Source organism: Pseudomonas viridiflava (assembly GCF_003702045.1).
Taxonomy (GTDB): domain Bacteria; phylum Pseudomonadota; class Gammaproteobacteria; order Pseudomonadales; family Pseudomonadaceae; genus Aquipseudomonas; species Aquipseudomonas viridiflava_C.
Genome location: NZ_RBTP01000033.1, coordinates 129462 through 156323, shown reverse-complemented (window position 1 = coordinate 156323; position 26862 = coordinate 129462). Strand labels below are relative to the sequence as shown.

Genomic DNA, 26862 nt, shown 5'->3' with positions numbered 1-26862 from the left:
TCCCGCGAACATGACACAGATTTCCGAACGCTTTCTGGTACAAGCGCATCTCGATGCCAAGCAACCCAAGGCGTTGAGCCCAGAAGAGCAGGCGCATTACCGCGCCGAAATCGCAGCCGAGCTCAAGAAGCAGGATGCGGTGCTGGTGGCTCACTATTACTGCGACCCAGTGATCCAGGCGTTAGCCGAGGAGACTGGCGGCTGCGTGGCCGACTCGTTGGAAATGGCGCGTTTCAGCAACAACCACGCCGCCAGTACGGTGCTGGTGGCGGGCGTTCGCTTCATGGGCGAGACCGCCAAGATCCTGAACCCGGAAAAGCGCGTCTTCATGCCAACCCTGGAAGCCACGTGCTCGCTGGATGTGGGCTGCCCGGTGGACGAGTTTTCGGCGTTTTGCGATCAGCACCCGGAGCGCACTGTGGTGGTTTACGCCAACACCTCGGCAGCGGTCAAAGCCCGTGCCGACTGGGTGGTGACGTCGGGTTGCGCGCTGGAAATTGTCGAAAGCCTGATGGACAACGGCGAAAAGATCATCTGGGCGCCGGACAAGCACCTGGGGCGCTATATCCAGCGTGAAACCGGTGCCGACATGCTGCTGTGGGACGGTGCGTGCATTGTCCACGAGGAATTCAAGTCCAAGCAGTTGGAAGACATGAAGGCGTTGTATCCCGAGGCTGCGATTCTGGTTCACCCGGAGTCGCCGGAGGCGGTCATCGAACTGGCCGACGTCGTGGGCTCGACCAGCCAGATGATCGCTGCCGCGCAACGCCTGCCGAACAAAACCTTCATCGTGGCCACCGATCGCGGCATTTTCTACAAGATGCAGCAGGTGTGCCCGGACAAGATCTTTATTGAGGCGCCGACAGCGGGCAATGGCGCCGCATGCCGCAGTTGCGCACACTGCCCGTGGATGGCGATGAACACGCTGGAACGCACCTTGCAGTGCCTGCGAGAGGGCACTAACGAGATATTCGTCGACCCCGCAGTGATACCCAACGCGGTACGTCCGTTGCAGCGCATGCTCGATTTCACCCGGGCGGCGCGCATGAAACAGGCGGGCAATGCCTGACGGGTATTGGCGCAACACACGAAAAGCTCGACTCAATGGTCGGGCTTTCTGTTTTCAGGGCCGGGCGTATGGTGCTGTCAGTTCATCATGTCCTTGACCATGCGCTCCTGCTCGATCAGGTCCTTCTGTCGTGCGTCGATCCGTGACGCCAGCTGAAAGTTGTTGGCGGCTCGGCGCTTGGCGAAGTCCAGTTGCTGAATGGCCTGACGAAAATCGCCGACCAGCGCAAAGTATTCAGCGCGAGCCTGGTGCAGGCCCACTGTGTTGCCATTCAGGCCCCGGGTTTCTGCCACGACGTACCAAATGTCCGGGTCATCGGGACGCGTCTTCAGCAGCGCTTCCAGGCCTTTCTCGGCTTCGGCAGTGCGGTTCTGTTTGAGCAGCACATCAATGCGCACGTTGTTGAGCGGATAGTTGTTGGGGTACAGCGTGAGCATGCGATCAACCCGCTGCTGTGCATCGGCGAGGCGGTTGTTGGTGATGTCCAGGTCGATCTGCGTCAGGTTGTAGGTGATGTCGTTCGGCGCTTTTTCCAGCAGAGGCTTAAGGCCCTCACGCGCCTCGTTGAGCTGGCCGCCCTTGATCTGAGCGATGGCCAGGCCATAGCGCGCCGCGTCGGATTTCGGGTTTTCCATCAGTTGCGCCCGGAAGCGCTTGGCGGCGATCCCTGGGGTTTCCTCATAGATCAGCGCAACGCGTGCCCGCATCAGTTGATACAGCACGCTGTCTTCCTTGCCGCCCGGTTTGGCCTGTTCGGCGCGGTTACGGGTGTCGGCGATCCGCGACTCGCTGACCGGGTGAGTCAGCAGGAACTCGGGTGGCCTTGCATCGAATCGATACTGACGCATCAGGCGCTCGAACATGGTCGGCATATTGCGTGGGTCGTAACCGGCTTTTTCCAGGTTCAGGATGCCAATGCGGTCGGCTTCCTGCTCGTTCTGGCGCGAGAAGCGGCGCTGCTCCTGAATGGCAGCGGCCTGCGAACCGGCAATAGCCGCGATACCCGCATCACCGGCACCTGCTGCGGCCATCACGATGCCGGCGAGCATCGCCGCCATGACCGGCACTTGCATGCGCTGCTGCGCTTCGATGCCCCGGGCGAAGTGGCGCTGCGACAAGTGAGCCAGTTCGTGGGCGAGGACCGACGCATACTCGCCTTCGGTCTGAGCGTTGAGAAACAGGCCGCCGTTGACGCCGATGATCCCGCCGGGTGCGGCGAAAGCGTTCAACTGGGGGCTGTTGATCAAAATGAATTCGAGGCGACGGTCCTGAACCTGACTGGTTTCGGCCAGACGATAGACCGACGTCTCGACGTAATCCTTGAGCTGGGGATCCGAGAGCTGGCTGACCTGGCCACGCAGCAGGCCCAGCCAGGCACGGCCCAGCTTGTGTTCCTGCTCGGGAGAAACGATTGAAGAGCTCGCGTCGCCAAGGGATGGCAGGTCATCGGCCATGCTCGGCACGGAAAACAGGCAGGCGAGCGTGAGCAGTGTAGGACGCAAAAAATTCATGCACGAAGCTCTTTTCTTAAGAACCTGTACTGTAGCTGGCTAAATGGCGTGCTGACCAGAGTGAGGTATTCTTGCTGGCTGGCCTGCACTGCCATTTGCGGCCTGCTTTGTAATTCGATGTGTCTGCCAGGAGAGAAACGATGTCTGACCCAGTAGCACGCCCCGAGGCGTGTGACGCCGAGCTTGATGCCTCCGGGCTCAACTGCCCGCTGCCCCTGCTCAAGGCCAAAATGGAACTCAATCGTCTGGCCAGCGGGGCTGTGCTGAAGGTCGTTGCGACCGATGCCGGCTCTCAGCGTGATTTCCGTACGTTCGCTCGCCTGGCTGGTCATGAACTGGTGCATGAAGAAGTGGAGGCGGGTGTTTATCGTTATTGGCTGCGCAAGGCCTGATGCCCGCGACTTTTTTCCAAAAAAGGATGTTTGATGTTCAATGTGCTTCGCGGTTGGGTGCAGCGCTACTTCTCTGACGAAGAAGCCGTGGTGCTGGCCGTTCTGTTGTTTCTGGCATTTACCCTGGTGCTTACGCTGGGCGGCATGCTGGCACCGGTCCTTGCCGGGTTGGTTCTGGCGTTTCTGATGCAGGGTGTGGTCAATTTTCTGGAGCGTTTTCGTATTCCGGAGGTGGCCGCAGTAGGGTTTGTGTTTGCCTTGTTCATCGGTGCGCTGCTGGTTTTCCTGCTGGTGCTGGTTCCGCTGCTCTGGCATCAACTGATCACGCTGTTCAACGAGCTGACGGGCATGCTTGCCAAGTGGCAATCGCTGTTACTGCTGCTGCCCGAGCGCTACCCGCATCTGGTGTCCGATGAGCAAGTGCTGCAGGCGATCGAAGTGGCCCGTGGCGAGATCGGCAAGTTCGGACAACTGGCCGTGACGTTTTCCCTGTCGAGCCTGCCGCTGCTGGTCAACCTGATGATCTATCTGGTGCTGGTGCCGATTCTGGTGTTCTTCTTCCTGAAGGACCGCCGCATGATCGGACGCTGGGCGCGGGGCTATCTGCCGCGTGAGCGCGCGTTGCTCAACCGGGTCGCAGAAGAAATGAATCGCCAGATCGCAAATTACATCCGTGGCAAGGTGATCGAGATTTTCATCTGTGGTGGCGTGACCTATATCGCGTTTGTTGCACTGGGGCTCAACTACGCCGCGCTGCTGGCAATGCTGGTGGGCATTTCGGTGGTCGTACCTTACGTGGGTGCAGTCGTGGTGACCGTGCCTGTTGCGCTGATCGGCCTGTTTCAGTGGGGCTGGGGTGATCAGTTCATCTATCTGATGATGGTTCACGGCATCATTCAGGCGCTGGATGGCAACGTGCTCGTGCCGTTGCTGTTCTCCGAAGCGGTCAACCTGCATCCGGTCGCGATTATCTGCGCCGTACTGCTGTTCGGGGGGCTGTGGGGCTTCTGGGGGATTTTCTTCGCAATTCCGCTAGCGACCCTGTTCAAGGCCGTTCTCGATGCCTGGCCGCGCAACGAGCCAACCGTGGCGCCCTTGCTGTAGCGTTAGTTGAGCATCGCTGCGGTGCATTGCGCGCCGCAGCGATGTTTCACATCAGGCCTTGTTCAGGGCTTCAGCCTGGGCCAGTACTTCGGCCACATGGCCCGGCACTTTCACACCACGCCATTCCTGACGCAGCACACCGTTCTTGTCGATCAGAAAGGTGCTGCGGTCGACGCCAAGGTATTCCTTGCCGTACAGCTTCTTGAGCTTGATCACGTCGAACAACTGGCAGACCGCTTCGTCCTTGTCTGAAATCAGCTCAAACGGAAACGATTGCTTGGCCTTGAAGTTCTCGTGGGTCTTCAAGCTGTCACGGGACACGCCCAGCACTACGGTGTTGGCGGCCTGAAACTGCGCGATGTGATCGCGAAAGTCCTGACCCTGCGTCGTGCAGCCTGGTGTGTTGTCTTTCGGATAGAAATAGATCACGACCTGCTGGCCCTTGAGCTCGGACAGGGTGACGGTCTGGCCGCTGGTGGCGGCAGCCTGGAAGTCGGGAACGGATTGATCTACTGCAACGGCCATGAGAATTCCTTACATCGGGGCTTGTGGGCGCCAGGGTTCGATCAGCGCGTCGAGATTCAGTGCATCGGCAAAGTCGAGGAACTGATCACGCAACCAACTGATTTGCGTACCGGCGGGCAGCGTGACGGTGAAGGTGGCGTTGAGCATGGTGCCGCCTGTTTGCGGGGCCTGATAGGTATCACAGATCAGGTTCTCCAGTTCGACGTTGTGGTCGATGAAGAACTGGCACAGCTCATTGATGATGTCCGGGCGGTACGCCGAACTGACGTAGGCCACATAGGGCAGGGCTTCCGGGCGGCTCTCCGAGGTAGCACTGCGCACGACGCTGATCGTGAACGCATGCTTCTTGGCAAGACCCGGCAGGCCGGTTTCAAGGCGTGCCAGAGCATCCCAGCTGCCTGAAACCTGAAGGATCAGTGCGCTGCACTCGCCGTGGCGGGTCAGGCGCGAGGTAACCACCGAGCAGCGGTTTTCATGGCTGGCTCGGCACAGGACGTTGGTCAGCTCCATGGGATTTGCGCCAAGGGCACTGATGACAAGGAATTGTTCGCGAACTGTGGGGGTGGACGACATGCAGCATTCCTAGACGATGAGCGGTCGGTACTTTTTTGGACTTGCGGGGCTTTTTCGACAATCGAGAGCGCCGGATGCCGACCTTGGCCCCGGCACGCCTTGCCTGCATGACAAAGCCAATGCTGGGCTGGAGTGCGCTGGGGCAGGGCTTCTGGCGACAAATTCGACCGATTGAGCGAGGTGCGCAGGTGACCAGTACCGATCAAAGGACGAAGGGTAGCGAAAACCATCGCTCAGGGGAATGCTCAGAGCGCGGTACTTCGCTTGTACAAGCATGATAGCGCCAGTACCATTACGGCTCTCTTTTTCCGGCAGGAGCGGTTGCATGATTGCGGGCAGTATGGTGGCACTGGTCACACCGATGGATGCACAAGGTCGTCTTGACTGGGACAGCCTGAGCAAACTGGTGGACTTCCACTTGCAAGAGGGCACCAACGCCATTGTTGCCGTCGGCACCACGGGCGAGTCGGCGACGCTCGATGTGCACGAACACATCGAAGTCATCCGTCGCGTGGTCGATCAGGTGAAAGGCCGTATTCCGGTGATTGCCGGCACAGGCGCCAATTCAACGCGTGAAGCGGTCGAACTGACCACCAATGCCAAGACTGCAGGTGCCGACGCTTGCCTGCTGGTGACGCCTTACTACAACAAGCCGACCCAGGAAGGCCTGTTCCAGCATTTCAGCCACATCGCCAACGCGGTCGACATTCCGCAGATTCTCTACAACGTGCCAGGCCGTACCGCCTGTGACATGCTGCCGGAAACCGTCGTGCGCCTGTCTGCCGTGAAGAACATCATCGGCATCAAGGAAGCCACCGGTAACCTGCAGCGGGCCCGTGACATTCTTGCCGGCGTCAGCAGCGACTTCCTGGTGTATTCCGGTGACGACGCCACGGCTGTCGAATTGATGCTGCTGGGCGGCAAAGGCAATATCTCGGTCACGGCCAACGTTGCCCCGCGCGCCATGAGCGATCTGTGCGCAGCGGCCATGCGTGGCGATGCCGAAGCAGCCCGGGCGATTCATGAAACGCTCATGCCGCTCAACAACACACTGTTTATCGAATCCAACCCTATCCCCGTGAAGTGGGCCTTGCATGAAATGGGTATGATGCCTGACGGTATCCGTCTGCCGCTCACCTGGCTCAGCGAAGCCTGTCACGAACCGCTGCGACAGGCCATGCGCCAGTCCGGCGTCCTGGTTTAATTGAGGAAGCATTACGCAATGAAGCGATTGGCCGGACTTTCTGCACTTGCCTTGATTATCTCCAGCACCAGTGGTTGCGGTTGGCTGTGGGGTGAAGACGGTTACTTCCGCGATCGCGGCAGCGATTACCTTCAGGCCTCCCAGACGGCTCCGATGCAGGTGCCCGCCGACGTCACGGGCGTCAAACGCCTGGACCCGCTGTTGCCGATTCCGCGCAACGTGGCCGACAGCACGCAGAAGGACGGTGAATACGTCGTTCCGCGTCCGCTGCCGCTGGGAACGACTGCCGACTCGAGCGATTTCAGTCTGCAGAAGAGCGGTGACGCTCACTGGATCCTGGCTCAGCGCCAACCTGCCGAAGTCTGGCCGGTTGCGCATCAGTACTTCGAAGACAACGGCTTCCGCATCGCAGAAGAGCGTCCGCAGACCGGCGAATTCAGCTCCTCCTGGCAGCGCCTCGACGAATTGTCCGCTTCGGTGGCCAAGCGTCTGACGGCCAGCGGCGTCTCGAGCGATTCGCAAACCCGCGTGCGGGTTCGCATCGAACCGGGCGTGCAGCGCAACACCAGTGAAGTGTATGTGGTCAGCGTCGAACGTCCGGCAGGCAGCACCGCCGATGTGGCGTTCCCGAACCGCACCACCAACCTGGGCCTGGATGCCGCGCTGACCGACGATCTGCTGGCCAGCATGAGCCGCAACGCCGAGAAGGGCGGTTCCATTTCCCTCCTGGCAGCGCGTGACTTCGATACTCCAAGCCGTGTTGCCCTGAGTGAAGACGGCAGCGGCAACCCGGTCCTGAACCTGGGTGCCGATCTGGATCGTGCCTGGTCGAGTGTCGGCCGTGCGCTGGACCAGGGTGACTGGCGTGTCGAAGACATCAACCGCAGTCTGGGCCTTTACTACATCAACCTCGCAGAGAAGGCTCAAAAGCCTGAAAACGAGCCTGGTTTCTTCGGCCGCATGTTCGGCAGCAAGACCAGCAAGGAAGAGATCGATGCACGTGCCGAGCGCTATCAGGTTCGCCTGAGCAAGGTGGGTGACAACGTTCAGGTCACGGTCGAGAAGAACATCAATACCGTTGCGCCGGCAGATGTCGCCCGCCGCGTATTGAGCGTTATTCAAGACAACCTGGGTTAAGTGCGCTTCGCGGTTCTGGGCAGCGGCAGCCGTGGCAACGGCACGCTGGTCGCAAGCAACGATACGTACGTGTTGGTCGATTGCGGTTTCTCCCTGCGGGAAACCGAGCGGCGCCTGGCTCGTCTGGGTGTCGCTGGCGAACAACTGAGCGCGATTTTGGTGACCCACGAACATGCCGATCATGTGCATGGCGTGGGTTTGCTGTCTCGACGCTACAATTTGCCGGTCTACCTCAGCGGCGGCACGTTGCGCGGGATGCGCAAGCCGGTCGAAGCAGCGGGATTGTTGACCGGTGGCGAGCGGTTACAGGTTGGTGCGCTGGACATCGATGTGGTGTCCGTCTCGCACGATGCGCTCGAACCCACGCAATTCGTCTTCAATGATGGTCGGCGCCGCTTTGGTTTGTTGACCGATCTTGGGTCTTATTGCCCGAACGTGCTGCAGCGTTATCACGGCCTGGATGCCTTGATGATCGAAGCCAATCACTGCCGCGACATGCTTGCCCGAGGCCATTATCCGGTCTTCCTCAAGCAGCGCGTGGGCTGTGAAACAGGACATTTGAACAACCATCAGGCTGCCAACCTGGTGAGCGAACTGGGATGGCAGGGCTTGCAGCACCTCGTGCTGGCTCATCTCAGCAGCAAGAACAACCTGCCGCATCTGGCCCGGCAATGTTTTGTCGACACCCTTGGGTGCGACCCGGACTGGCTACAATTGGCCGATCAAGATTCAGGGCTCGACTGGCGACACATCGCCTAGCCCAACTACTTAGCAAGCGGAGCCCATCATGGAAAAACGTGAAGAACTCTACCGCGGCAAAGCCAAGTCGGTTTACAAGACCGACGACGCTGACCGCTTGATCCTGCTGTTCCGTAACGACACCTCGGCGTTCGACGGCAAGCGCATCGAACAGCTGGACCGCAAAGGCATGGTGAACAACAAGTTCAACGCCTTCATCATGCAGAAGCTGGAAGAAGCGGGCGTTCCGACCCAATTCGACGCACTGCTGGGCGATAACGAATGCCTGGTCAAGAAACTGGACATGATCCCGGTCGAGTGCGTCGTACGTAACTACGCTGCCGGCAGCCTGGTCAAGCGCTTGGGCATCGAAGAAGGTACCAAGCTCGATCCGTACACCTTCGAACTGTTCCTCAAGGACGACGCCAAGGGCGACCCGTTCATCAACGAATCCCATGTCGTGGCATTCGGTTGGGGCACCGCCGAGCAACTGGTTCGCATGAAAGAACTGTCGCTCAAGGTCAACGAAGTCCTGCAGAAGCTGTTCGACGACGCAGGCCTGTTGCTGGTCGACTTCAAGCTTGAATTCGGCGTGTTCCACGGTGAAATCGTCCTGGGCGACGAGTTCAGCCCCGACGGTTGCCGTCTGTGGGACAAAGACACCCGCAAGAAGATGGACAAAGACCGCTTCCGCCAAGGCCTCGGTGATGTCATCGAAGCCTACGAAGAAGTCGCCAACCGTCTGGGTGTACCGCTTTAAGCTGCAAAAACGACGCAAGCGTTTGATAGCACGAAAAAAAATGCCCTTAGGGCTTCGCGTTACGTCTTGATGCTGTTATGATGCGCGCCGTTGGAGAGATGCCAGAGTGGCCGAATGGGACGGATTCGAAATCCGTTGTACCTTCACCGGTACCTAGGGTTCGAATCCCTATCTCTCCGCCATATACTTAAAGCCCCAGAAGCGATGCTTCTGGGGCTTTTTCGTTTCCGTTCTGTTAGGGCTGTTGAGACAAATTCGTGGGTGTGACGAGTTCCGGCATGTTTTGACGCATCTTTCCCGTATCGTTTAGGCCGCACCGAACAGATCAACAACCTCTGTTACGCCCAGCTACAAACCCAGCCTAGCCTGCGCTAGTCATCTCAATTAACCTACTTGCCAATTTAAACCAAGTAGGTTAATTTTTGAGCGTTGAGAAAAGGACACCTCACTGCAAACTGACTGTCGTCAGAAGCCTGATTGAAGCGGGGAAGGTCCGCTCGACGCGCTCGGCTCTGATGGGTGGCGCGGCGCTGGGCTTCGATTTTGACGGCATTGTCGGGATCGTCAGAGCTTTGGCCGCATCAGATTTCTACAAAAGCATGACAACACATGCGGACCATCGGATCTGGCAGGACGTTTATCGTTGCAAGACGGTTGCGGGAGAGGTCTACCTCAAACTTACGGTCATTGATGACGTGCTCATCGTGTCCTTCAAGGAGCTGTGAACATGAAATGCCCATCTTGTGGCGCGGCAGAGTTGGTGCATGACAGGCGTGATATGTCATACGTGTACAAAACCGAATCGACTTTAATCCCTCTTGTGACAGGCGATTATTGCCCTGCGTGTGGCGAGGCGATCCTGGATTCGATCGAATCCACCCGGGTCAGCACTGCGATGCTTGAGTTCAACAAGCAGGTGAACGCTTCGATTGTGGACCCGGCGTTCATCACCACGGTTCGCAAGAAGCTGGCGCTTGATCAGCGCGAGGCGGCGGAAATTTTCGGCGGAGGTGTCAATGCGTTTTCACGCTATGAAAACGGCAAGACGAAACCGCCCCTTGCATTGATCAAGCTGCTCAGGCTGCTGGATCGACACCCCGAGCTTCTGAGCGAAGTCCGAACAGCTTAGCGCTTCAACCCCGGACTACCGCCGCCCCGTCCGCGTACTCACATCCACCCAAACCGCCAGCACCAAAATGCTGCCCTTCACGATCATCTGCCAGTAGCTGTCCACATCCAGCATGGACATGCCGTTGTCCAGGCTCGTAATCACCAGCGCTCCCAGCAGCGCGCCGTAGACCGTGCCTGACCCGCCACGCATCGATGTTCCGCCGATGAAGCAGGCGGCGATGGCGTCGAGTTCGCCCATGTTGCCGGCCGAAGGTGAGCCTGCCGCGAGGCGGGCGGTGTTGACCATGCCGGCAAGGGCGCACATGACGCCCATGATGCCGAAGATCCACAGTTTGACGGCTTGCACGTTGATGCCCGACAGGCGCGTGGCTTCCATGTTGCTGCCGACTGAGTAAACCCGGCGGCCGAACACGGTCTGGCTGGTGACGTAGCTGAATACGCCGAGCAGGACCAGCAGAAGCAGCACTGGAACCGGAATGCCATCGTAGCTGTTGAGGGTGTAGACGAAGCCGGCCAGCACTGCACCGATCAGTACCACGCGTGTGGCGTCGCGAACCATAGAGTGGGCGGCCAGGCCGTGCAGGGCGCGGTTGCGGCGCTGGCGCCAGGTCAGGAACAGGGTCAAGGCGAAGAGGACGATGCCCAGGCCGGTGCCGACCGCATGTGGCAGGTAGCCTTGGCCGACGTACACCAGCTCCGGCGACACGGGCGCAATGGTAGTGCCGCCAGTGATGCCCAAGAGGATGCCGCGGAACGCCAGCATGCCGCCCAGGCCGACGATGAATGACGGGATACGCAGGTAGGCGGTCATGTAGCCGTTGGCCAGGCCGATCATCAGTCCACACAGCGCGACAAGGCTCAAATTGGCCAGCAACGGTATGTGGTAGACCACATCGAGGATCGCGGCCAGCCCGCCCAACAGGCCGAGCAATGAGCCTACCGACAGGTCGATTTCGCCGCTGATGATCACCAGCACCATGCCGCAGGCGAGGATGCCGGTGATCGACATCTGCCGCAGCAGGTTGGACAGATTGCGCGGGGTCAGGAAACCTCCTTCTGTCTGCCAACTGAAGAACAGCCAGATGATCGCCACAGCGATGACCAGCGCGAGCATTTTGTAGCGGGAGAAGAGCTGTTTGACCTGATTCATCTACGCGGTCTTCCGATCATTATGGTGATGGCTATCGGGATGGCTGAGCGCGGCGGCAAGCACTTGCTCCTGGGTGAGGTCCTGATTGATGAAGTCGCCACGCAACTGTCCTTCGCCAATCACCAGCACGCGGTCGGAGACGCCCAGCACTTCGGCCAGCTCCGAAGACACCATGATGATCGACACGCCAGCCGCTGCCAGCGCGCCCATCAGTTTATAAATCTCATATTTGGCACCGACATCGACGCCGCGCGTGGGCTCATCGAGGATCAGTACGCGCGGTTTGGTGAGCAGCATTTTGGCCAGCACGGCCTTCTGCTGATTGCCGCCGGACAGGCTGGTGATCGGTAGAAAGGGGCTCGCAGTCTTGAGGTGCATGCGCGAGATTTCCCGGTCGATGCTGCCCAGTTCGGCTTCGGCGTCGATGCGGGTCATCTTCGAGTAGCTGTCCAGCACGGCGAGGGTGATGTTCTGGCCCACGCCCAGGTCCGGGATGATGCCTTGGCGCTTGCGATCTTCCGGGACCATGCACAGCCCGGCGCGGATCGATTTGAGCGGCGTGCGCGTGTCGATCTGCTGGCCCTCCAGCCAGACCTCGCCTTCATAGCGACCGGGGTAGGCCCCGAACAGCGCCGACACCAGTTCCGTGCGGCCGGCCCCGACCAGCCCGGCAATGCCGAGAATCTCGCCGCGTTTGAGCGTGAATGAAATGTCGTCGACCCGTTTGCGCTTCGGGTTGTCGACGTCGTAGCAGGTGAAGTGGCGGGCCTCAAACATCACCTCACCCACTTCGTGGGGCTCCGTGGGGTAGAGGTTGCTCATTTCCCGGCCGACCATCTGGGTGATGATTTTAGGGATGTCCATGTCGGCCATCGCGGTGGTGGCGATGTGTTTGCCGTCGCGAATCACCGAAATGGTGTCGCACACCGCAGCGACTTCATCGAGCTTGTGGGAGATATAGACACACGCCACACCCTTGGCCTTGAGGTCGCGAATGATGTCCAGCAGCACCTCGATTTCCGAGCGGGTCAGCGCCGAGGAGGGTTCATCCAGGATCAGCAGTCGCGCCTGTTTGTTCAGCGCCTTGGCGATTTCCACCAGTTGCTGGTAACCGCCGCCGTATTGCGAAACCGGTAGCGCCACGTTCATGTCCGGGACCTTGAGTTCACGCATCAGCGCTTCGGCACGGTGGATCATGGCGGGGTAGTTCATCCGACCGCCGCGCAGGGTCAGCTCATGGCCCATGAAGATGTTTTCCGCCACCGACAGGTCAGGCACCAAGGTCAGTTCCTGATGGATGATGACGATGCCTGCGGCTTCGGTTTCGCTGATCGATTGCGCCTTGAGTGGCTGGCCGTCCCAGAGGATTTCACCCTCCCAGGTGCCATGGGGATAGACCGCTGACAGGACTTTCATCAGCGTGGATTTACCGGCACCGTTTTCGCCGCACAGGCCGACGCATTCACCGGCGCGGACCTTGATATCGATGCCATTCAGGGCTTTGACGCCGTCGAAGATTTTGATGATGCCATTCATTTGCAGCAGATAATCGGACATGACGAGGCACTCACACAGAGGCAACACGAGACGTATCGCAGGACAGGTGTCATCCGGCCCTGCGGTTCATCCTCAGGCGTTCAATCGAGCCTGATCGCTCATTGCCCAGCGATCTGCGCCTTCGTGTAGAAGCCGTCCTTCTCCAGCAAATCGATGTTGTCCTTGGTCAGTGGCGTTGGCGTGAGCAGGATGGTGTCGACCTTCTTGTTGCCGTTGTCGTACTGCGAGCTGTAGGTGGGCTTCTCGTTGCGGGCCAACTGCACCGAGAGCTTGGCCGCTTCCGAGGCAATCAGTTTGAGCGGCTTGTAAACGGTCATGGTCTGGGTGCCATCGATCACGCGCTTGACCGCTGCCAGGTCAGCGTCCTGCCCCGAGATCGGCACCTTGCCCGCCAGCTTTTGCGCGGCGAGGGCCTGGATGGCACCGCCGGCAGTCGCGTCGTTGGAGGCGACGATACCGTCGATTTTGTTGTTGTTACGGGTCAGGGCGTTTTCGACGATGCTCAGGGCTTCGGTCGGGTTCCACTCCTTGACCCACTGCTGGCCGACAATCTTGATATCGCCCTTGTCGATGGCCGGTTGCAGCACCTTCATCTGGCCTTCACGCAGGATCTTGGCGTTGTTGTCGGTCGGTGCGCCGCCGAGCAGGAAGTAGTTGCCCTTGGGCGCCGCTTGCAGCACGCCGTTGGCCTGCATCTCGCCGACCTTTTCGTTATCGAAGGAAATGTAGGCGTCGATGTCGGCGTTGAGGATCAATCGGTCGTACGACACGACTTTGATTCCGGCTTTCTTGGCCTCGGCAACGGCGTTGGTCAGTACGGTGGCGTTGAAGGGCACGATGACGATGACATCGACGCCACGGGAAATAAGGTTTTCGATCTGCGAAATCTGCTTCTGCTCATTGGCATCGGCCGACTGTACGTAGACCTTGGCATCCATTTTTTCAGCCGCTGCGACGAAGTAGTCACGGTCCCGCGACCAGCGTTCAAGGCGCAGGTCGTCGATGGAGAAGCCGATTTTTGGATGCGCGGAATCGGCCATCACGGGAAGCGAGAGCAGGGCCAAAGCGCTGGCGAGTAGCGTGAGTCGTAGTTTCATGGTGGTGCGTCCTTTTATTGTTGTTTGAAAGACACTGCCTGACGGTTAACGGATTGCCGGTAAAACTGTAGAGAACGGCGAGGCGCTGCGCGCAGAGATTTGTCGCGAGAATGTAACCGCCTCGCGGTGACTGCACGCCCCTGGCTTTGAAGTGATCATCGCACCGGCTCAGCGGTAGATAAACCGATTGACCACGTTCTCCAGCATTTCCTGTCGACCGCTGACCGCTTGGGGATTCAGCTCGTCGGCGAACGCCTTCTGCGCAAGTGATTCAAGGCTGAACTCGCCCGCCAGCACGGCCTTGCCAAACGGCTGTTGCCAGCCCGCGTAGCGTTGGTCCTTGAACTGCTGGAGCTGGTCGTTCTGCACCATTGCGGCTGCGCGTTCCAGCGAGAGGGCAAGCACATCCATCGCCGCAACGTGCCCGTGGAACAGATCGATTTCGTCCAGACTCTGGCGACGGACCTTGGAGTCGAAGTTGAAGCCGCCATTCTTGAAACCGCCGGCTTTCAGAATCTCGTACGTGGCGAGGGTCATCTCTTCGACGCTGTTGGGGAATTGATCCGTGTCCCAGCCGTTCTGCGGGTCACCGCGGTTGGCGTCGATGCTGCCGAAGATACCCAGCGAAACCGCGGTGGCAATTTCATGATGGAAACTGTGCCCGGCGAGCGTCGCGTGGTTGGCTTCAATGTTGACCTTGATTTCGTCTTCCAGGCCGAACTGCTGCAGAAAGCCGAACACCGTGGCGCTGTCGTAATCGTATTGGTGCTTAGTGGGTTCCTGCGGCTTGGGCTCGATCAGCAGGTCGCCTGTGAAGCCAATCTTGTGCTTGTGCTCGACCACCATGCGCATGAAACGGCCCAACTGTTCACGCTCCTGTTTCAGGTCGGTATTGAGCAGGGTTTCGTAACCCTCGCGACCGCCCCACAGCACATAGTTGGAGCCTTTCAGACGCTGGGTGGCGTTCATGGCGCTGAACACCTGAGCGGCGGCGAAGGCGAATACCTCGGGGTCGGGGTTGCTGGCAGCACCGGCAGCGAAGCGCGGGTTGCTGAAACAGTTCGCTGTGCCCCATAACAGCTTGATGCCGGTCTGTTCCTGATGGCGCTCCAGGTGATCGATCATCTGCGCGAAGTTGTTGCGGTATTCCTTCAGTGAGCTGCCTTCGGGCGCTATATCGGTATCGTGGAAGCAGTAATAGTCGATCCCCAGTTTGGAGAAGAATTCGAAAGCGGCTTCAGCCTTGCCGATGGCTTGCTCCATCGGATCTGCCGGACGCTGCCAAGGGCGTTTGAACGTGCCTGCGCCGAACACGTCCGAGCCAGGCCAGACGAAGGTGTGCCAGTAGCAGACCGCCATGCGCAGGTGCTCGCGCATGGGTTTGCCGAGGATCAGTTTGTTGGCGTCGTAATGGCGAAAGGCGAGGGGAGAATCGCTGGCCGGCCCTTCGTAACGAATCTTGTCGACAGTGGGGAAATGCGACATGGGCGTGTTCCTTATTGTTCTGAGCGGTGTCCCGATACTAGCAACGCCCCTGTGCCCGTTGATTATGAAAGTCACCAACACTCAGTGCGATTTTGAGTTGAGATCTGTTCGCCGGGCGCCTAGTCTTCAACCCAAGGCACCGCTCTCCAGTCAGTATAAAAACAATGAAAACTGTACCCCCGGTTCACCGAATCGCCTTGCTGTTCAACGGCAGCAAGATCTACGACCGCGGCATTATCAGCGGCATCGGCAATTACCTGAGCAGCACCCGGGCGTCCTGGGACCTGTTTCTTGAGGAAGATTTTCTTTGTCGTTTGCGAGGCATCGAGCGCTGGCAGGGCGACGGCATCATTGCCGACTTCGATGATCCCCTGATCGGTGAGGCCCTGGCCGGAATCAAACTGCCGGTCGTCGCGGTGGGCGGTTCCTATCAGGATGCGCGGGCTTATCCGAAAGGCATCCCCTACGTGGCCACGGACAACGATGCGTTGATAAGCCTGGCCTATGAGCATCTGATCGAGGCCGGACTGACGCGCTTCGCCTGTTTCAGCCTGCCGGAATCACAAGCCAATCGTTGGGCGCAGGAGCGAGAGAAAGCCTTTCGCAGGTTGCTGCAACGCGATGGTTTGCCTGTCGATATCTATCGAGGGATGGGGACCAGCGCGCCGCTCTGGGACAGCGCCGTCGAGCAACAGATCGCCTGGCTGCAGAGCCTGCCCAAACCCATTGGCATCATCGCCGTCAGCGACGCCCGGGCCAGGCAGTTGCTGCAAGCCTGTCTGACGGCGGGCATTGCCGTGCCGGAGCAGGTGGCGCTGATCGGCATCGACAACGATCCGCTGACCCGAACCCTGACCCGTGTGCCCTTGAGTTCGGTGATCCAGGGCACTGAAACGATGGGGCGCACGGCTGCGCACCTGCTGCACCAAATGTTGCACGGCATGCCGTCCACCGGCACACAGGTTCTGATCCCGCCCGATGCGATTAACGTGCAAGCTTCAAGTCTGCACCAACCGTTGGGAGATCCTTACGTGATGCAGGCGCTGCTGTTCATTCGCCAGTATGCGTGTCAGGGGATCAAAACGGCGCAGGTGGCAAATTACGTGGGCGTGTCACGTTCTTCACTGGAGTCGCATTTTCGCAAGGTGCGGGGCTGCAGCGTTCACGACGAGATCCTGCGCTTCAAACTGGCTGCTGCGGCCAGCGGCCTGGAAAACACCGACTCGGCCATTGCCGACATCGCCCGCGAATGCGGCTTCACCTCGGCGCAATACCTGCACACCGTATTTCGCCGCGAGTTCGGTTGCACGCCCAGGGCGTATCAGCAGGGCGGGAGCGAGAGGCGGGCATGCCGCTGAGCCTCACGTCAACCAATGCCACAGCAACGACGTGCCCACCAGCCCGACCACCGACACGATGGTCTGCAACACCGACCATACCCAGAGCGTCTGCTTCAGTTGCAGGCCGAAATATTCACGCACCATCCAGAACCCGGCATCGTTGACGTGGCAGAAGAACACCGAGCCTGCGCCAATCACCAGCGCCACCAAGGAGGCTTCGACCGGGGCCAGACCGGCCATCATCGGTGCGAGAATGCCTGCCGTCGTGGTGGTCGCTACGGTGGCCGACCCCGTTGCTTGACGCAGCGCTACGGCGATCAGCCAGGCCAGCAGCAGATAGGGCATGTGTGCGCCTTCCGCCACCTTGCTGATGGTCTGGCTGACCCCGGCATCCAGTAGCGTCTGCTTGAGACCGCCGCCTGCGCCGATGGTCAGCAGCAGCACGGCAATCGGTGCCAGGCTTTTGCGCAGGGTCCCGCCGACGTGCTCGCGGGAAAGGCCGTTGGCCCAGCCCAGGCACACCGTCGCAGCCAACACTGCGATGCCCAGTGCGACGAGCGGCTCGCCTAGGAACTTGAGGGTGAGCGCAGCACTGCTTTCAGGGGCCATCGCCACTTTGGCCAGCGTACTGCCGAGCATCAGAATCACCGGCAATAGAATGATCAGCAGCGAAATGCCAAAGCTCGGCTGGCGGCTGACGTCGGGTTTGGCGCTGAACAGTTGCCCCAGTTCGGCAGGCTCTTCGATGTGCATGCGTTTCGAAAGCCAGTTGCCGTAAATCGGGCCAGCAAGTATCACGGCAGGTATTGCGACGCAAAGCCCCAACAGCATGGTCAACCCCAGATCGGCATGCAGCGCACTGACCGCGATCAGAGGGCCTGGGTGCGGAGGCATCAGGGCGTGCAGGGTGGTCATGCCCGCAAGCGCGGGGATGGCGATCCTCAGCAAGGGCTGACCGGACTGGCGCGCCATGACAAAGATGATAGGCACCATCATCACCAGGCCCACTTCGAAGAACAGCGGCAGCCCGATGACCATCGCCACCAGCGCCATGACCCACGGCAGCGTCTTGCCCTTGCCTAGCCCCAGCAGGTTCGACGCGATCCGATCCGCAGCGCCGGATTCTGCCATCAATGCCCCAAGCATCGCGCCCAGCGCAATGATGATTCCGGCTTCACCCAAAATACCGCCTGCGCCTTTGCTGAACGCTTTCGCAACGGCTTCGGCAGGCAGCCCGGCGCCTATCCCCGCGATGAACGTGCCCACAAGGATCGACAGAAAGGGTGGGAGTTTGGTGGCACTGATCAGCACGATAATGGTGGCGATCGCAATCAGGCAGCAGACAATCAAACGGGTATCGTGAAACACCCAGGCAGCGGACGACAGATCCAACATGGACCCCCTTACGATTTCGGGTTCAATTCAGGCGTTTGCAAAGGCTCGTTTTACGGAGGAGCTGATACAATTTGTTGCAATTTATCAAACGATACCCGATTGCGACATTGTGTCGCAGTTAATTTTTCACAGGTATCGGCGTGAATGGTTGTTAAAGAGGGCTGTAAATTGAAGCGGGAGGTTTACTGATCATCTGAAAAATATCCGGTTACCGTATTCCAGATCTTCAGTGCGATGTCCGGTCGTTCAAAACGGATTACGTGCAATCGGGTTTCGCTTTCGGCGGACCTGATCTATACCTAGGGTTCACGTGTTGTGAAGCCAGGAGCTTTCAGATGTCGGACGTCGATCAAACGCAACAATCGCAACCGTCTCCCAATGAGAGCCATGACGATGTCATTGCTCATATCCAATGGCAGGGCAAGCAAATTGACTGGCTTCTGCAATGGCTGGTCAAATTCGTCGCCAATACCAAAGTGGAAATGGGGGTCACGCTGTCGGTGGGCGGTAATCTGGTGTCGGGGCATCTGATTTCCCATGACACTTATTTCGAACAACTGGCCGAAGATATCTCTGCACCGTTTACCCAGTTCTCAAACGGCACCGATGAGGCCATGAAGGAGATGATTCTGTCGTTCAAACCGGGGGACTCAGCCCAGGACACGCCAGCCTTTCATTTCATCCACCTGAAAGACTGTCGGACGTACTCAAACGATGGAAGCCCAATCTGTGAGGCCGGTGTTCTTTGGCGCGGCAGAATCGCTGCGGTAGATGGATTCACCATTGGCTTGATCGCGAAAAAGTAGCGCTTTCAAGGCGTTGCCAGACAGAACGTGACGCCCCGGTAACGCCGGGGCTTCTGATGGGAAATCGTTCAGCGTTTGACTTTTTTCAGCATCGCTTCGAACTCATTCAAGTGCTTGAGTTGACGCCGTTTGGCTTGATTCAACGCGCTGATGAAGTGGTTGTCTGAAGTCAGCGATGTGAGTTGCTTATACACGGCTATCTGCTTTTCTTCCGTGGCAATGTTCGAGCGCAGGTAATGATCCAGCTGTGTTGCGTCGCGCACCTTGGGGGGCGATTGCTGAGGACTGTCCTTCATTTGCTCGGCTGAGGCTTCTGTCATTTCCAGGGTGTTGCTGGTAATGCCTTTGCCTTTAAGCAGCGTACTGAACTCACTATGGTCAGGCATCCCGGAAAGGCTAGTGGTGCTGCCTTTCGCCAACTCCAGCAAGATCGAGGCAAGAACCCTTGCATTCTTGATCTTTTCCTTGGCTATCCGGATGAGCGCCGCCTTGTGAGCAGGATCTTCTTCGGTGATAGCCTGACTCAGATAAGCCGTTGCCATCGGCAGCTCGCCTTCAGCGCCTCTGAACTGCTCAAGCAGGAGGTCGAAGAACGCGAGATTGGACATAACTGTATTGTTCGTCGGGTCGGTCATGCTTGTCTCCAGTAAACATATACCCTCTGTTCGGTAGTTCTGAACCTGAAAGGAAAGTCATGGTTCAGTGTTTTGGACAGGTGAACCGACCTGTGATCCATCAGCCCACCAGCGTGAGAAGCCCGCTTTCGACGCTAACGCTCACATCCAGGTAGTTGGTCAGCGTTGGTTCCTGCCTGTCATAAGGGTGCAGATGAGCGGCCGTTATCACTACGACGCTTGCGCCTGCGGCCTTGCCGGCCGCGATGCCCGCCGGTGCATCTTCAAACACCAGACACTGCCCAGGCTCGACGCCCAATCGTTGTGCGGCCAGCAAAAAACCGTCGGGTGCGGGCTTGCCGCGGGTTACGTCTTCAGCCGTGATCACGATTTCAGGCAGGGTAAGGCCTGCCGCTTTCATGCGCGCTTGGGCCAGAGCGAGGGGCGCGGAAGTCACCATTGCCCAGCGATCAGCGGGTAACGAGGCCAGGAAGTCGGCCACGCCTTCAATCGCAACCACACCGTCCACATCCTCGATTTCAGCCTGTGAAATGGCATCGGCTTCCTGCTGTACATCAATGCCCGGGATATTTTGGTTACGAACTGTGTCGATGCTCCTGACGCCATGAATGGTCGGAAGAAATGTCCCTACATCCAGCCCATGCCGCTGCGCCCATTTCGCCCACACCCGCTCGGCGGCAATCACGGAGTTGAGAAGGGTCCCGTCCATATCGAACAGAAAGGCGGCGAAGGGCTTCTGATAAGGCATATTGGTCTCGCGAGGATGAGTTGGCAGAGAGCGGTAAAGATGCCCGGCCCTACGTGCCTGATGCAAGGTACTCAACGCATCGGTTGCCGAATCGGTAGCATCATCTTGCCATTCTATGCGTGACAAAATGCCGCAATCCGCCTTCAGGCGAGTAAGATGTGGCCCTGACTTAGATCACCGAATCTTGTCCGGTATGGCCTGAAAGAACTGGCATATAAACAAAAAAAGAAGAAAAAGCCAGGCTGCCCGCCCCGGTCGACGCACAGAATCAACGAGTAGACGAAAAAGGCGATTAGAAAAAATGACCAACACTTCGCGACCTTTGTATATTTCCTACGCAGGACCTTCACTGCTGGAAATGCCCCTATTGAACAAGGGCAGTGCTTTTACCCCGCAAGAGCGGGTCGAATTCAATTTGATCGGGCTGCTGCCGCAGAACGTAGAGACGATCGAAGAGCAAGTCACCCGGGTTTACAGTCAGTACAAGCAGTGCGCGACGGACCTGGACAAACACATCTACCTGCGTTCGATTCAGGACAACAACGAAACGTTGTTCTTCCGGTTGCTGGACTCGCACCTGGACGAAATGCTGCCGATCATCTACACGCCAACGGTCGGCCAGGCGTGCCAGGAATTCTCCAAGATTTACCGCACGCACCGTGGTCTGTTCATCTCCTACCCGGAACGCGACCGCATTGATGACATCCTGCGCAGCGCCACCAAGGACCGCATCAAGATCATCGTGGTTACTGACAGCGAGCGCATTCTTGGTCTGGGCGACCAGGGTATCGGCGGGATGGGCATCCCGATCGGCAAGCTGTCGCTCTACACCGCCTGTGGCGGCATAAGCCCGGCCTATACGCTGCCGATCGTGCTGGACGTTGGCACCAATAACCGTGAATTGCTCGATGACCCGATGTACATGGGCTGGCGTCACGAACGCGTGTCGGGCAAGGAATACGATGACTTCATCGCCCTGTTCATCGACGCTGTGCAGCGTCGCTGGCCGGACGTGCTGTTACAGTTCGAAGATTTCGCTCAGTCCAACGCCATGCCGTTGCTGGAAAAGTACCGCGACGAACTGTGCTGCTTCAACGACGACATCCAGGGCACCGCGTCGGTTGCCGTGGGCACTTTGCTGGCGGCCTGCAAGGCCAAGGGCGAAACCCTTGGGCAGCAGAAAGTCGTATTCGTCGGCGCAGGTTCCGCCGGTTGTGGCATTGCCGAACACATTATCGCGGCCATGCAGATCGAAGGGTTGAGCGAGAGCGAAGCGCGCAAGCGGATTTTCATGGTTGATCGTTTCGGCCTGCTGACAGAAAGCATGGATAACCTGCTGGATTTCCAGAAGCGTCTGGCACAGAAAACCGCTGACGTAGCCGGCTGGACTGCCGGTTCGGAAGCGTTCCCGACCTTGCTTGATGTCGTGACGCACGCTGGCGCTACCGTACTGATCGGTGTGTCCGGCCAGCGCGGCCTGTTCACCGAGCAGGTCATTCGTGAAGTACACAAACACTGTGCCAAGCCCTTGGTCATGCCATTGTCCAACCCCACCTCCAAGGTCGAGGCAACGCCGGAAGAGATCCTGCGCTGGACTGACGGCAACGCGCTGGTAGCCACCGGCAGCCCGTTCGCGCCGGTCGAGATCAACGGCCGCACCGTGCACATCGCCCAGTGCAACAACTCCTACATTTTCCCAGGCATTGGCCTTGGTGTAGTGGCATGCAAGGCCTCGCGCATCACCGACCGCATGTTGATGGCCGCCTCTAATGCACTGGCCGAATGTTCGCCGATGGTGACAGGGCAGGGCGATGCGGTTCTGCCGCCGCTCAAGGAAATCCAGCAGGTCAGCCGTAAAATCGCCTTGGCCGTTGCCAAAGAGGCCCAGGCCGAAGGGTTGGCGCTGGACACCACTGAAGAGGTGTTGCTGGCAGCGATTGAGCGTAACTTCTGGCTGCCCGATTACCGTGCCTATCGCCGCCGCTCGGTCTGATTGACTGACGCGCGCCGACACAGCCCCCGCAAGCATGCTTGCGGGGTTTTTTTACGTGTCTTTTCAGCGGGTTGCCTGAATACCGACTGTCTCGCGATGAAATAAAATTAATCCAACCCTGCTGTCGCATGTTTTTCACATAAAATTGATAAGGCGCTGCTTACAGTCCGCGTCATCGGGGGAGTTGCCTGACTCGTGCGGGACCCGATGCATATTAATTTGATAAGCAGACTGCGATGCCGACCATTAGAAGTGTTCGACCAGAGAGTGTGACGTTACTGGCCAGCGGCTTTTTGTTACTAGGGTTCAACCTCAATCTCTGGCAGCATCTTTTTGCAATTACCAGTTCCGACCCCAAAGGCATCGCCATGCGCGCGGCCTTCGGCATCATGATTTTTTGCATTTTCAATATTGTGCTCACACTTCTGGCGTTCAAACGCGTGCTCAAGCCGGTATTGATCCTGATGTTCATGATCAGTGCGGGCGTGGTCTATTTCATGACTGAATATGGCGTAATGATCGACGCAGGGATGTTTCGCAACTTTGCGGAAACCAATGTCACCGAGGTACAGGGGCTGCTGTCCCTGAAGCTGATTGCCTACATCCTTCTGCTGGGCGTGCTGCCATCTTTGCTGTTGTGGAAAACGCCGATCAATTATCGCCGCTGGCACCGAGAACTGTTCAGCAAACTGCTGGTGGGTATTGTCTGCTGCCTGGTGATCGGCGGTGCTGCGCTGGCCAACTATCAGGGGCTGTCTTCGCTGTTTCGCAATCACCACGAGCTGCGACTGATGGTGGTGCCGAGCAATTATATCGGTGCGTCGGTGGGGTATTTGAGCGAACAGATCATGTCGGCCCGACGTCCGTTCGTGACGCTCGGTGAAGACGCTCGGCGCTCCCCTGACTGGGCGGCGCACACGCGAAAATCACTGACGGTGCTCGTCGTGGGTGAAAGCGCCCGGGCAGAGAACTTCGGCATTTTAGGCTATGGACGCAATACCACCCCAAACTTGAACAAGGAAAGTGGTCTGGTGGCGTTTACCGACGTTTATTCGTGCGGAACCGAAACTGCCGTGTCGGTGCCCTGTATGTTTTCCAACATGGGCCGCAAAAACTACGACGCCACTAAAGCCCGTAATCAGGAAGGGTTACTGGATGTACTGCAGCGTGCCGGTATTCAGGTGGTATGGCGTGACAACCAGGCGGGCTGCAAAGGCACCTGCGACCGGGTTGCCTTTCAGGACGTCAGCAACCTGAAGGACCCGCTGCTGTGCAATAACCATGAGTGCCGGGACGAGATTCTGTTGCAAGGGCTGGAAGGGTTTATCAATAGCCTGGACAAGGACACCGTGTTGGTCTTGCACCAAATGGGCAGCCACGGTCCCGAATACTTCAAGCGTTATCCAAAGGAATATGAAAAGTTTACGCCGGTGTGTGAAAGCAATGCCCTGAACAATTGCAGCCGGGACAGTATCGTCAATGGTTACGACAATACGCTGCTGTATACCGATCACGTGTTATCGAGCCTGATTGATGTCCTGCGTGCGCATCAGGACAAGGTCGACACTGCAATGATTTACCTGTCCGACCACGGCGAATCGTTGGGCGAATACAACCTGTTCCTGCATGGCACACCCTACCTGCTGGCTCCGGATCAGCAGAAACACGTGCCCATGCTCATCTGGCTGTCGGAAAGCTATCAACGCTCGTTTGCCGTTACCCCGCAATGCCTGGCAAAAGAGCGCAACGCGCCCCTGAGCCAGGACAACCTGTTCCATTCCATGCTGGGCTTGTTGAAAGTCGACACCAAGGTCTATAACCCGGGCCTGGACATGTTTGCCGGCTGCCGCAGTGAAGCGGGGAGCGGCGCTCAGTGAAAGGGGCGCACTGTCGTCACCCCGCAAATCAGGCCTGTCTATCATCCATTTGCAGGAAGATGCCCAAGACAGGGACGACAGATGCGCGATAACACGCTGTAGCGATATATACTGCGCGCCATTGTTGAAGGGAGAGCCGTGTGGCCATCGATATTCATTGGATTCGCGACGACGACAGCCTCGCCCTGCAGTGCGCTCAGTGGCAGTCTCTGCCATTCGTTGCGCTCGACACCGAGTTCATGCGGGTTGATACGTTTTACCCGATTGCCGCCTTGCTGCAGATTGGCGACGGTTCACGGGCCTGGCTGATCGACCCGCTGTTGATCAACGACTGGCGCCCGCTGGCTGCGCTGCTTGAAAACCCTGATGTCATCAAGGTTGTGCATGCGTGCAGTGAAGACCTTGAAGTGTTGCTGCGCCTGACCGGCAGCCTGCCGGTTCCGCTGTTCGACACCCAGCTGGCAGCCGCTTACCTCAACCTCGGCTTTTCTATGGGTTACTCGCGTCTGGTGCAGGAGGTGCTCAACATCGACCTGCCCAAGGGCGAGACCCGTTCCGACTGGCTGCAGCGTCCGCTGTCCGAGACTCAAATCAGTTACGCCGCCGAAGATGCGGTTCACCTGGCCGAGCTGTTTATACTTCTGCGTCCGCGCCTGTCTGACGACAAGTTCGCCTGGCTGCTGGAAGACGGCGCAGAACTGGTTGCCAACCTGCGTCGCGATGTTGACCCGTACGAGGTCTACCGCGACGCCAAGCTGGCCTGGAAACTGTCTCGTGCTCAACTGGCCGTACTGCGCGGGCTGTGCGCCTGGCGCGAGGTACAGGCCCGTGCGCGCAATGTGCCGCGCAACCGCATCGTGCGTGAGCATTCGCTCTGGCCGTTGGCCAAGACTCAACCGGACAACCTTGGGGCCTTGGCCCGCATCGAAGACATGCATCCACGCACGGTCCGTCAGGACGGCGAGTTTCTGCTTGAGCTGATCAAGACAGCCGCCAGCGTGCCGCCTGAAGAGTGGCCGCCCGCGTTGCCTGAGCCATTGCCTGTCGATGCTGCGGGTGCGCTCAAGCGTCTGCGTGCCATCGGACAGCAGTACGCCGAAAAGCTGGACATGGCACCTGAGCTGATGCTGCGCAAAAAGACCCTGGAAGCGCTGCTCAAGAGCGGTTATCCCGACGGTCCTTACCAATTGCCTGATTCGCTGCGCGGCTGGCGTCGTGAAATTATGGGGCAAGCCTTGCTCGACTGCCTGGCGACCCCGGGAGAACAGCCTTGAAGCGCATCTGCTCGATCTATCGCAGCCCGAAGAAGAATGAAATGTACCTGTACGTCCTGAAAAGTGACGTACTCAAACGCGTGCCGCCCGAACTTCTGGCCGCATTCGGCACCCCCTATCACGCGTTCGATCTGGTCCTCAGCCCCGAGCGGGCACTGGCGCGTGAGGATATCCACAAAGTGTTGGAGAACCTCGACGCCCAGGGGTATCACCTGCAGATGCCACCGGCCGAAGATGAATACATCGAGCATTTGCCGGAAGAGCTGCTGCGTCGCAACGATCCGATGTAATCGGTCTTCATGTGTAAAGCGGCCCACGCCTGACGTGGGTTGTCTGTCCCGTTTTTAAGGTTTTTGAAGCATGCGCGTCCTGATTGCCGAGCACGATTACCCCATTTACACCCAGTTGCTGCGCAAGACCGCGCCTGATCTGGACGTGTTGAGCAGCGGCGATTCGGCCGAACTGTCTCGAATGGCCAGCGACTGTCCGGTCTGGCTGGGACAACCGGACCTGATGGCCAACCTGTTGCGTCAAGGCCACAAGCCGCAATGGTTGCAGTCCACGTGGGCGGGGATCACGCCGTTGCTGGCTGCGGGGCTGTACCGTGATTATCGTCTCACCCGTGCAGTGGGCATCTTCGGTCAGGTCATGGCCGAATTTCTGCTGACCTACATGCTAGGCCACGAGCGCGAGGTGCTGGCGCGGCTGATGAGTCAGGTCGAGCGCAAGTGGGATAACCGCCCAGGCCAGAGCCTGTCCGGTCGCAAGGCGTTGATCGTCGGTGCCGGTGATATCGGGCAGAAAGTCGCCGAGTTTCTGGTGCCCTTTGGTGTTCAGGTTTACGGCGTCGCTTCAGCGGCGCGCACTCAGGCACCATTCATCAAGGTGTCGGCGCTGACGGACATCGACGATCAGGTCGGCGACATGGATTACGTGATCAACCTGCTGCCGAATACGCCCGATACCCAAGACCTGTACGACCTCAAGCTGTTTACCAGCTTCAAACCGTCGGCGTTGTTCATCAATGTGGGGCGTGGAGCCGCCGTGGTGGACGCAGATTTGGTCGAAGCCTTGAAGGAAGGCCATCTGGCAGGGGCTGTGATCGATGTGTGCCGTCAAGAGCCTTTACCGCAACGTCACCCGTTCTGGACTGCTTACGGTCTGCTGCTGACCGGACACAGCTCTGCCCCGACGTCACCGGTGGCCATGACTGAACTGTTTGTCGAGAACCTGAAAGCGTTCAACGCCGGTGAGGCGTTACGCGGAGAAGTGGATTTTTCACGCGGGTATTGATGGGCGCAATCGAGCCTGGTAGCCCGCTCATTTTCAAGCGATGACATCGTAAGTGGGAGCGGGCTTGC

The 26862-nt window shown here is 58.6% G+C and carries 26 protein-coding genes and 1 tRNA gene; 17 read left to right on the top strand and 10 right to left on the bottom strand.

Features of this window, described 5'->3' with window-relative positions; translation table 11 throughout:
- The first annotated feature begins 10 nt into the window (after positions 1 to 10).
- Positions 11 to 1069 carry a quinolinate synthase NadA gene (gene nadA / locus ALP40_RS11805; RefSeq protein ID WP_122208444.1) on the top strand — a complete coding sequence of 353 codons (1059 nt, stop codon included), beginning with the start codon at positions 11 to 13 and terminating at the stop codon, positions 1067 to 1069.
- A 77-nt stretch (positions 1070 to 1146) separates the two neighbouring features.
- On the opposite strand, the gene ALP40_RS11800 is transcribed toward nadA, so the two are convergent.
- The gene (locus ALP40_RS11800) at positions 1147 to 2580 is read right to left on the bottom strand and encodes a M48 family metalloprotease (RefSeq protein WP_122208443.1); all 1434 of its coding nucleotides are present in this window, start codon (positions 2578 to 2580) and stop codon (positions 1147 to 1149) included.
- A gap of 140 nt (positions 2581 to 2720) precedes the next feature.
- Between ALP40_RS11800 and ALP40_RS11795 the strand changes: the two genes are divergently transcribed.
- Both ALP40_RS11795 and ALP40_RS11790 read left to right on the top strand, forming a co-directional pair.
- The gene (locus ALP40_RS11795; protein WP_122208442.1) at positions 2721 to 2972 is read left to right on the top strand and encodes a sulfurtransferase TusA family protein; all 252 of its coding nucleotides are present in this window, start codon (positions 2721 to 2723) and stop codon (positions 2970 to 2972) included.
- Between the two features lie 33 nt (positions 2973 to 3005).
- Complete coding sequence (locus ALP40_RS11790; protein WP_122208441.1) at positions 3006 to 4076, top strand: AI-2E family transporter; 1071 nt, start codon at positions 3006 to 3008, stop codon at positions 4074 to 4076.
- Between the two features lie 51 nt (positions 4077 to 4127).
- Here ALP40_RS11790 and ALP40_RS11785 read toward each other — a convergent pair whose 3' ends face one another.
- Both ALP40_RS11785 and ALP40_RS11780 read right to left on the bottom strand, forming a co-directional pair.
- Positions 4128 to 4601 carry a peroxiredoxin gene (locus tag ALP40_RS11785; protein ID WP_122208440.1) on the bottom strand — a complete coding sequence of 158 codons (474 nt, stop codon included), beginning with the start codon at positions 4599 to 4601 and terminating at the stop codon, positions 4128 to 4130.
- Between the two features lie 9 nt (positions 4602 to 4610).
- The gene (locus ALP40_RS11780; RefSeq protein ID WP_122208439.1) at positions 4611 to 5174 is read right to left on the bottom strand and encodes a glycine cleavage system protein R; all 564 of its coding nucleotides are present in this window, start codon (positions 5172 to 5174) and stop codon (positions 4611 to 4613) included.
- Positions 5175 to 5499: 325 nt separating this feature from the next.
- On the opposite strand from ALP40_RS11780, the gene dapA reads away from it, so the two are divergent.
- From dapA to ALP40_RS11745, 7 genes are all read left to right on the top strand, one after another.
- Positions 5500 to 6378, top strand: coding sequence for a 4-hydroxy-tetrahydrodipicolinate synthase (gene dapA, locus ALP40_RS11775; protein ID WP_122208438.1), 879 nt, complete (start codon positions 5500 to 5502; stop codon positions 6376 to 6378).
- Positions 6379 to 6396: 18 nt separating this feature from the next.
- Complete coding sequence (bamC, locus tag ALP40_RS11770) at positions 6397 to 7515, top strand: outer membrane protein assembly factor BamC (RefSeq protein ID WP_122208437.1); 1119 nt, start codon at positions 6397 to 6399, stop codon at positions 7513 to 7515.
- The gene (locus ALP40_RS11765; protein ID WP_122208436.1) at positions 7516 to 8274 is read left to right on the top strand and encodes an MBL fold metallo-hydrolase; all 759 of its coding nucleotides are present in this window, start codon (positions 7516 to 7518) and stop codon (positions 8272 to 8274) included. It begins immediately after the preceding gene.
- Between the two features lie 28 nt (positions 8275 to 8302).
- Entirely contained in the window at positions 8303 to 9013 is a 711-nt protein-coding gene (purC, locus tag ALP40_RS11760; protein WP_122208435.1) for a phosphoribosylaminoimidazolesuccinocarboxamide synthase, read from the top strand.
- A gap of 92 nt (positions 9014 to 9105) precedes the next feature.
- Positions 9106 to 9195: transfer RNA gene (locus tag ALP40_RS11755), tRNA-Ser, on the top strand.
- A 240-nt stretch (positions 9196 to 9435) separates the two neighbouring features.
- Positions 9436 to 9738 (top strand): type II toxin-antitoxin system MqsR family toxin, encoded by a 303-nt coding sequence (locus tag ALP40_RS11750; RefSeq protein WP_122208434.1) that lies wholly within the window; start codon positions 9436 to 9438, stop codon positions 9736 to 9738.
- Positions 9739 to 9740: 2 nt separating this feature from the next.
- Complete coding sequence (locus ALP40_RS11745) at positions 9741 to 10142, top strand: type II toxin-antitoxin system MqsA family antitoxin (protein ID WP_073164218.1); 402 nt, start codon at positions 9741 to 9743, stop codon at positions 10140 to 10142.
- A 15-nt stretch (positions 10143 to 10157) separates the two neighbouring features.
- Here the strand turns inward: ALP40_RS11745 and ALP40_RS11740 are convergent, their stop codons facing one another.
- The 4 genes from ALP40_RS11740 to xylA form a co-directional block, all read right to left on the bottom strand.
- On the bottom strand, positions 10158 to 11294 hold the full coding sequence (locus tag ALP40_RS11740) for a sugar ABC transporter permease (protein WP_122208433.1): 1137 nt from the start codon (positions 11292 to 11294) through the stop codon (positions 10158 to 10160).
- The gene (xylG, locus tag ALP40_RS11735) at positions 11295 to 12851 is read right to left on the bottom strand and encodes a D-xylose ABC transporter ATP-binding protein (RefSeq protein ID WP_122208432.1); all 1557 of its coding nucleotides are present in this window, start codon (positions 12849 to 12851) and stop codon (positions 11295 to 11297) included.
- A 98-nt stretch (positions 12852 to 12949) separates the two neighbouring features.
- Complete coding sequence (xylF, locus tag ALP40_RS11730; RefSeq protein WP_122208431.1) at positions 12950 to 13948, bottom strand: D-xylose ABC transporter substrate-binding protein; 999 nt, start codon at positions 13946 to 13948, stop codon at positions 12950 to 12952.
- Between the two features lie 168 nt (positions 13949 to 14116).
- Positions 14117 to 15433: a xylose isomerase gene (gene xylA / locus ALP40_RS11725; RefSeq protein ID WP_122208430.1), complete on the bottom strand. Its 1317-nt coding sequence runs from the start codon at positions 15431 to 15433 to the stop codon at positions 14117 to 14119.
- Positions 15434 to 15597: 164 nt separating this feature from the next.
- Here xylA and ALP40_RS11720 point away from each other — a divergent pair, with 164 nt between their 5' ends.
- Positions 15598 to 16791: a XylR family transcriptional regulator gene (locus tag ALP40_RS11720; RefSeq protein WP_122208429.1), complete on the top strand. Its 1194-nt coding sequence runs from the start codon at positions 15598 to 15600 to the stop codon at positions 16789 to 16791.
- A 3-nt stretch (positions 16792 to 16794) separates the two neighbouring features.
- On the opposite strand, the gene ALP40_RS11715 is transcribed toward ALP40_RS11720, so the two are convergent.
- Positions 16795 to 18165: a gluconate:H+ symporter gene (locus ALP40_RS11715; protein ID WP_122208463.1), complete on the bottom strand. Its 1371-nt coding sequence runs from the start codon at positions 18163 to 18165 to the stop codon at positions 16795 to 16797.
- Between the two features lie 338 nt (positions 18166 to 18503).
- On the opposite strand from ALP40_RS11715, the gene gvpU reads away from it, so the two are divergent.
- Positions 18504 to 18974, top strand: a complete 471-nt coding sequence (gene gvpU / locus ALP40_RS11710) for a gas vesicle accessory protein GvpU (protein ID WP_122208428.1) — start codon at positions 18504 to 18506, stop codon at positions 18972 to 18974.
- 68 nt (positions 18975 to 19042) lie between these two features.
- On the opposite strand, the gene ALP40_RS11705 is transcribed toward gvpU, so the two are convergent.
- Both ALP40_RS11705 and ALP40_RS11700 read right to left on the bottom strand, forming a co-directional pair.
- A complete protein-coding gene (locus tag ALP40_RS11705; RefSeq protein ID WP_122208427.1) occupies positions 19043 to 19609 on the bottom strand; it encodes a manganese catalase family protein in 567 nt (188 codons plus the stop codon).
- A 100-nt stretch (positions 19610 to 19709) separates the two neighbouring features.
- Entirely contained in the window at positions 19710 to 20357 is a 648-nt protein-coding gene (locus ALP40_RS11700) for an HAD-IA family hydrolase (RefSeq protein WP_122208426.1), read from the bottom strand.
- Between the two features lie 301 nt (positions 20358 to 20658).
- Between ALP40_RS11700 and ALP40_RS11695 the strand changes: the two genes are divergently transcribed.
- The 5 genes from ALP40_RS11695 (at position 20659) to ALP40_RS11675 (ending at position 26794) form a co-directional block, all read left to right on the top strand.
- On the top strand, positions 20659 to 22350 hold the full coding sequence (locus ALP40_RS11695; protein ID WP_122208425.1) for an NAD-dependent malic enzyme: 1692 nt from the start codon (positions 20659 to 20661) through the stop codon (positions 22348 to 22350).
- Between the two features lie 236 nt (positions 22351 to 22586).
- On the top strand, positions 22587 to 24227 hold the full coding sequence (locus tag ALP40_RS11690) for a phosphoethanolamine transferase (RefSeq protein WP_122208424.1): 1641 nt from the start codon (positions 22587 to 22589) through the stop codon (positions 24225 to 24227).
- A 140-nt stretch (positions 24228 to 24367) separates the two neighbouring features.
- On the top strand, positions 24368 to 25501 hold the full coding sequence (gene rnd / locus ALP40_RS11685; protein WP_122208423.1) for a ribonuclease D: 1134 nt from the start codon (positions 24368 to 24370) through the stop codon (positions 25499 to 25501).
- Positions 25498 to 25791 (top strand): YcgL domain-containing protein, encoded by a 294-nt coding sequence (locus ALP40_RS11680; protein WP_004879251.1) that lies wholly within the window; start codon positions 25498 to 25500, stop codon positions 25789 to 25791. Before rnd ends, ALP40_RS11680 begins: the two co-directional genes overlap by 4 nt.
- A gap of 70 nt (positions 25792 to 25861) precedes the next feature.
- Positions 25862 to 26794, top strand: coding sequence for a D-2-hydroxyacid dehydrogenase (locus tag ALP40_RS11675; protein ID WP_122208422.1), 933 nt, complete (start codon positions 25862 to 25864; stop codon positions 26792 to 26794).
- The last annotated feature ends 68 nt before the right edge of the window (positions 26795 to 26862 follow it).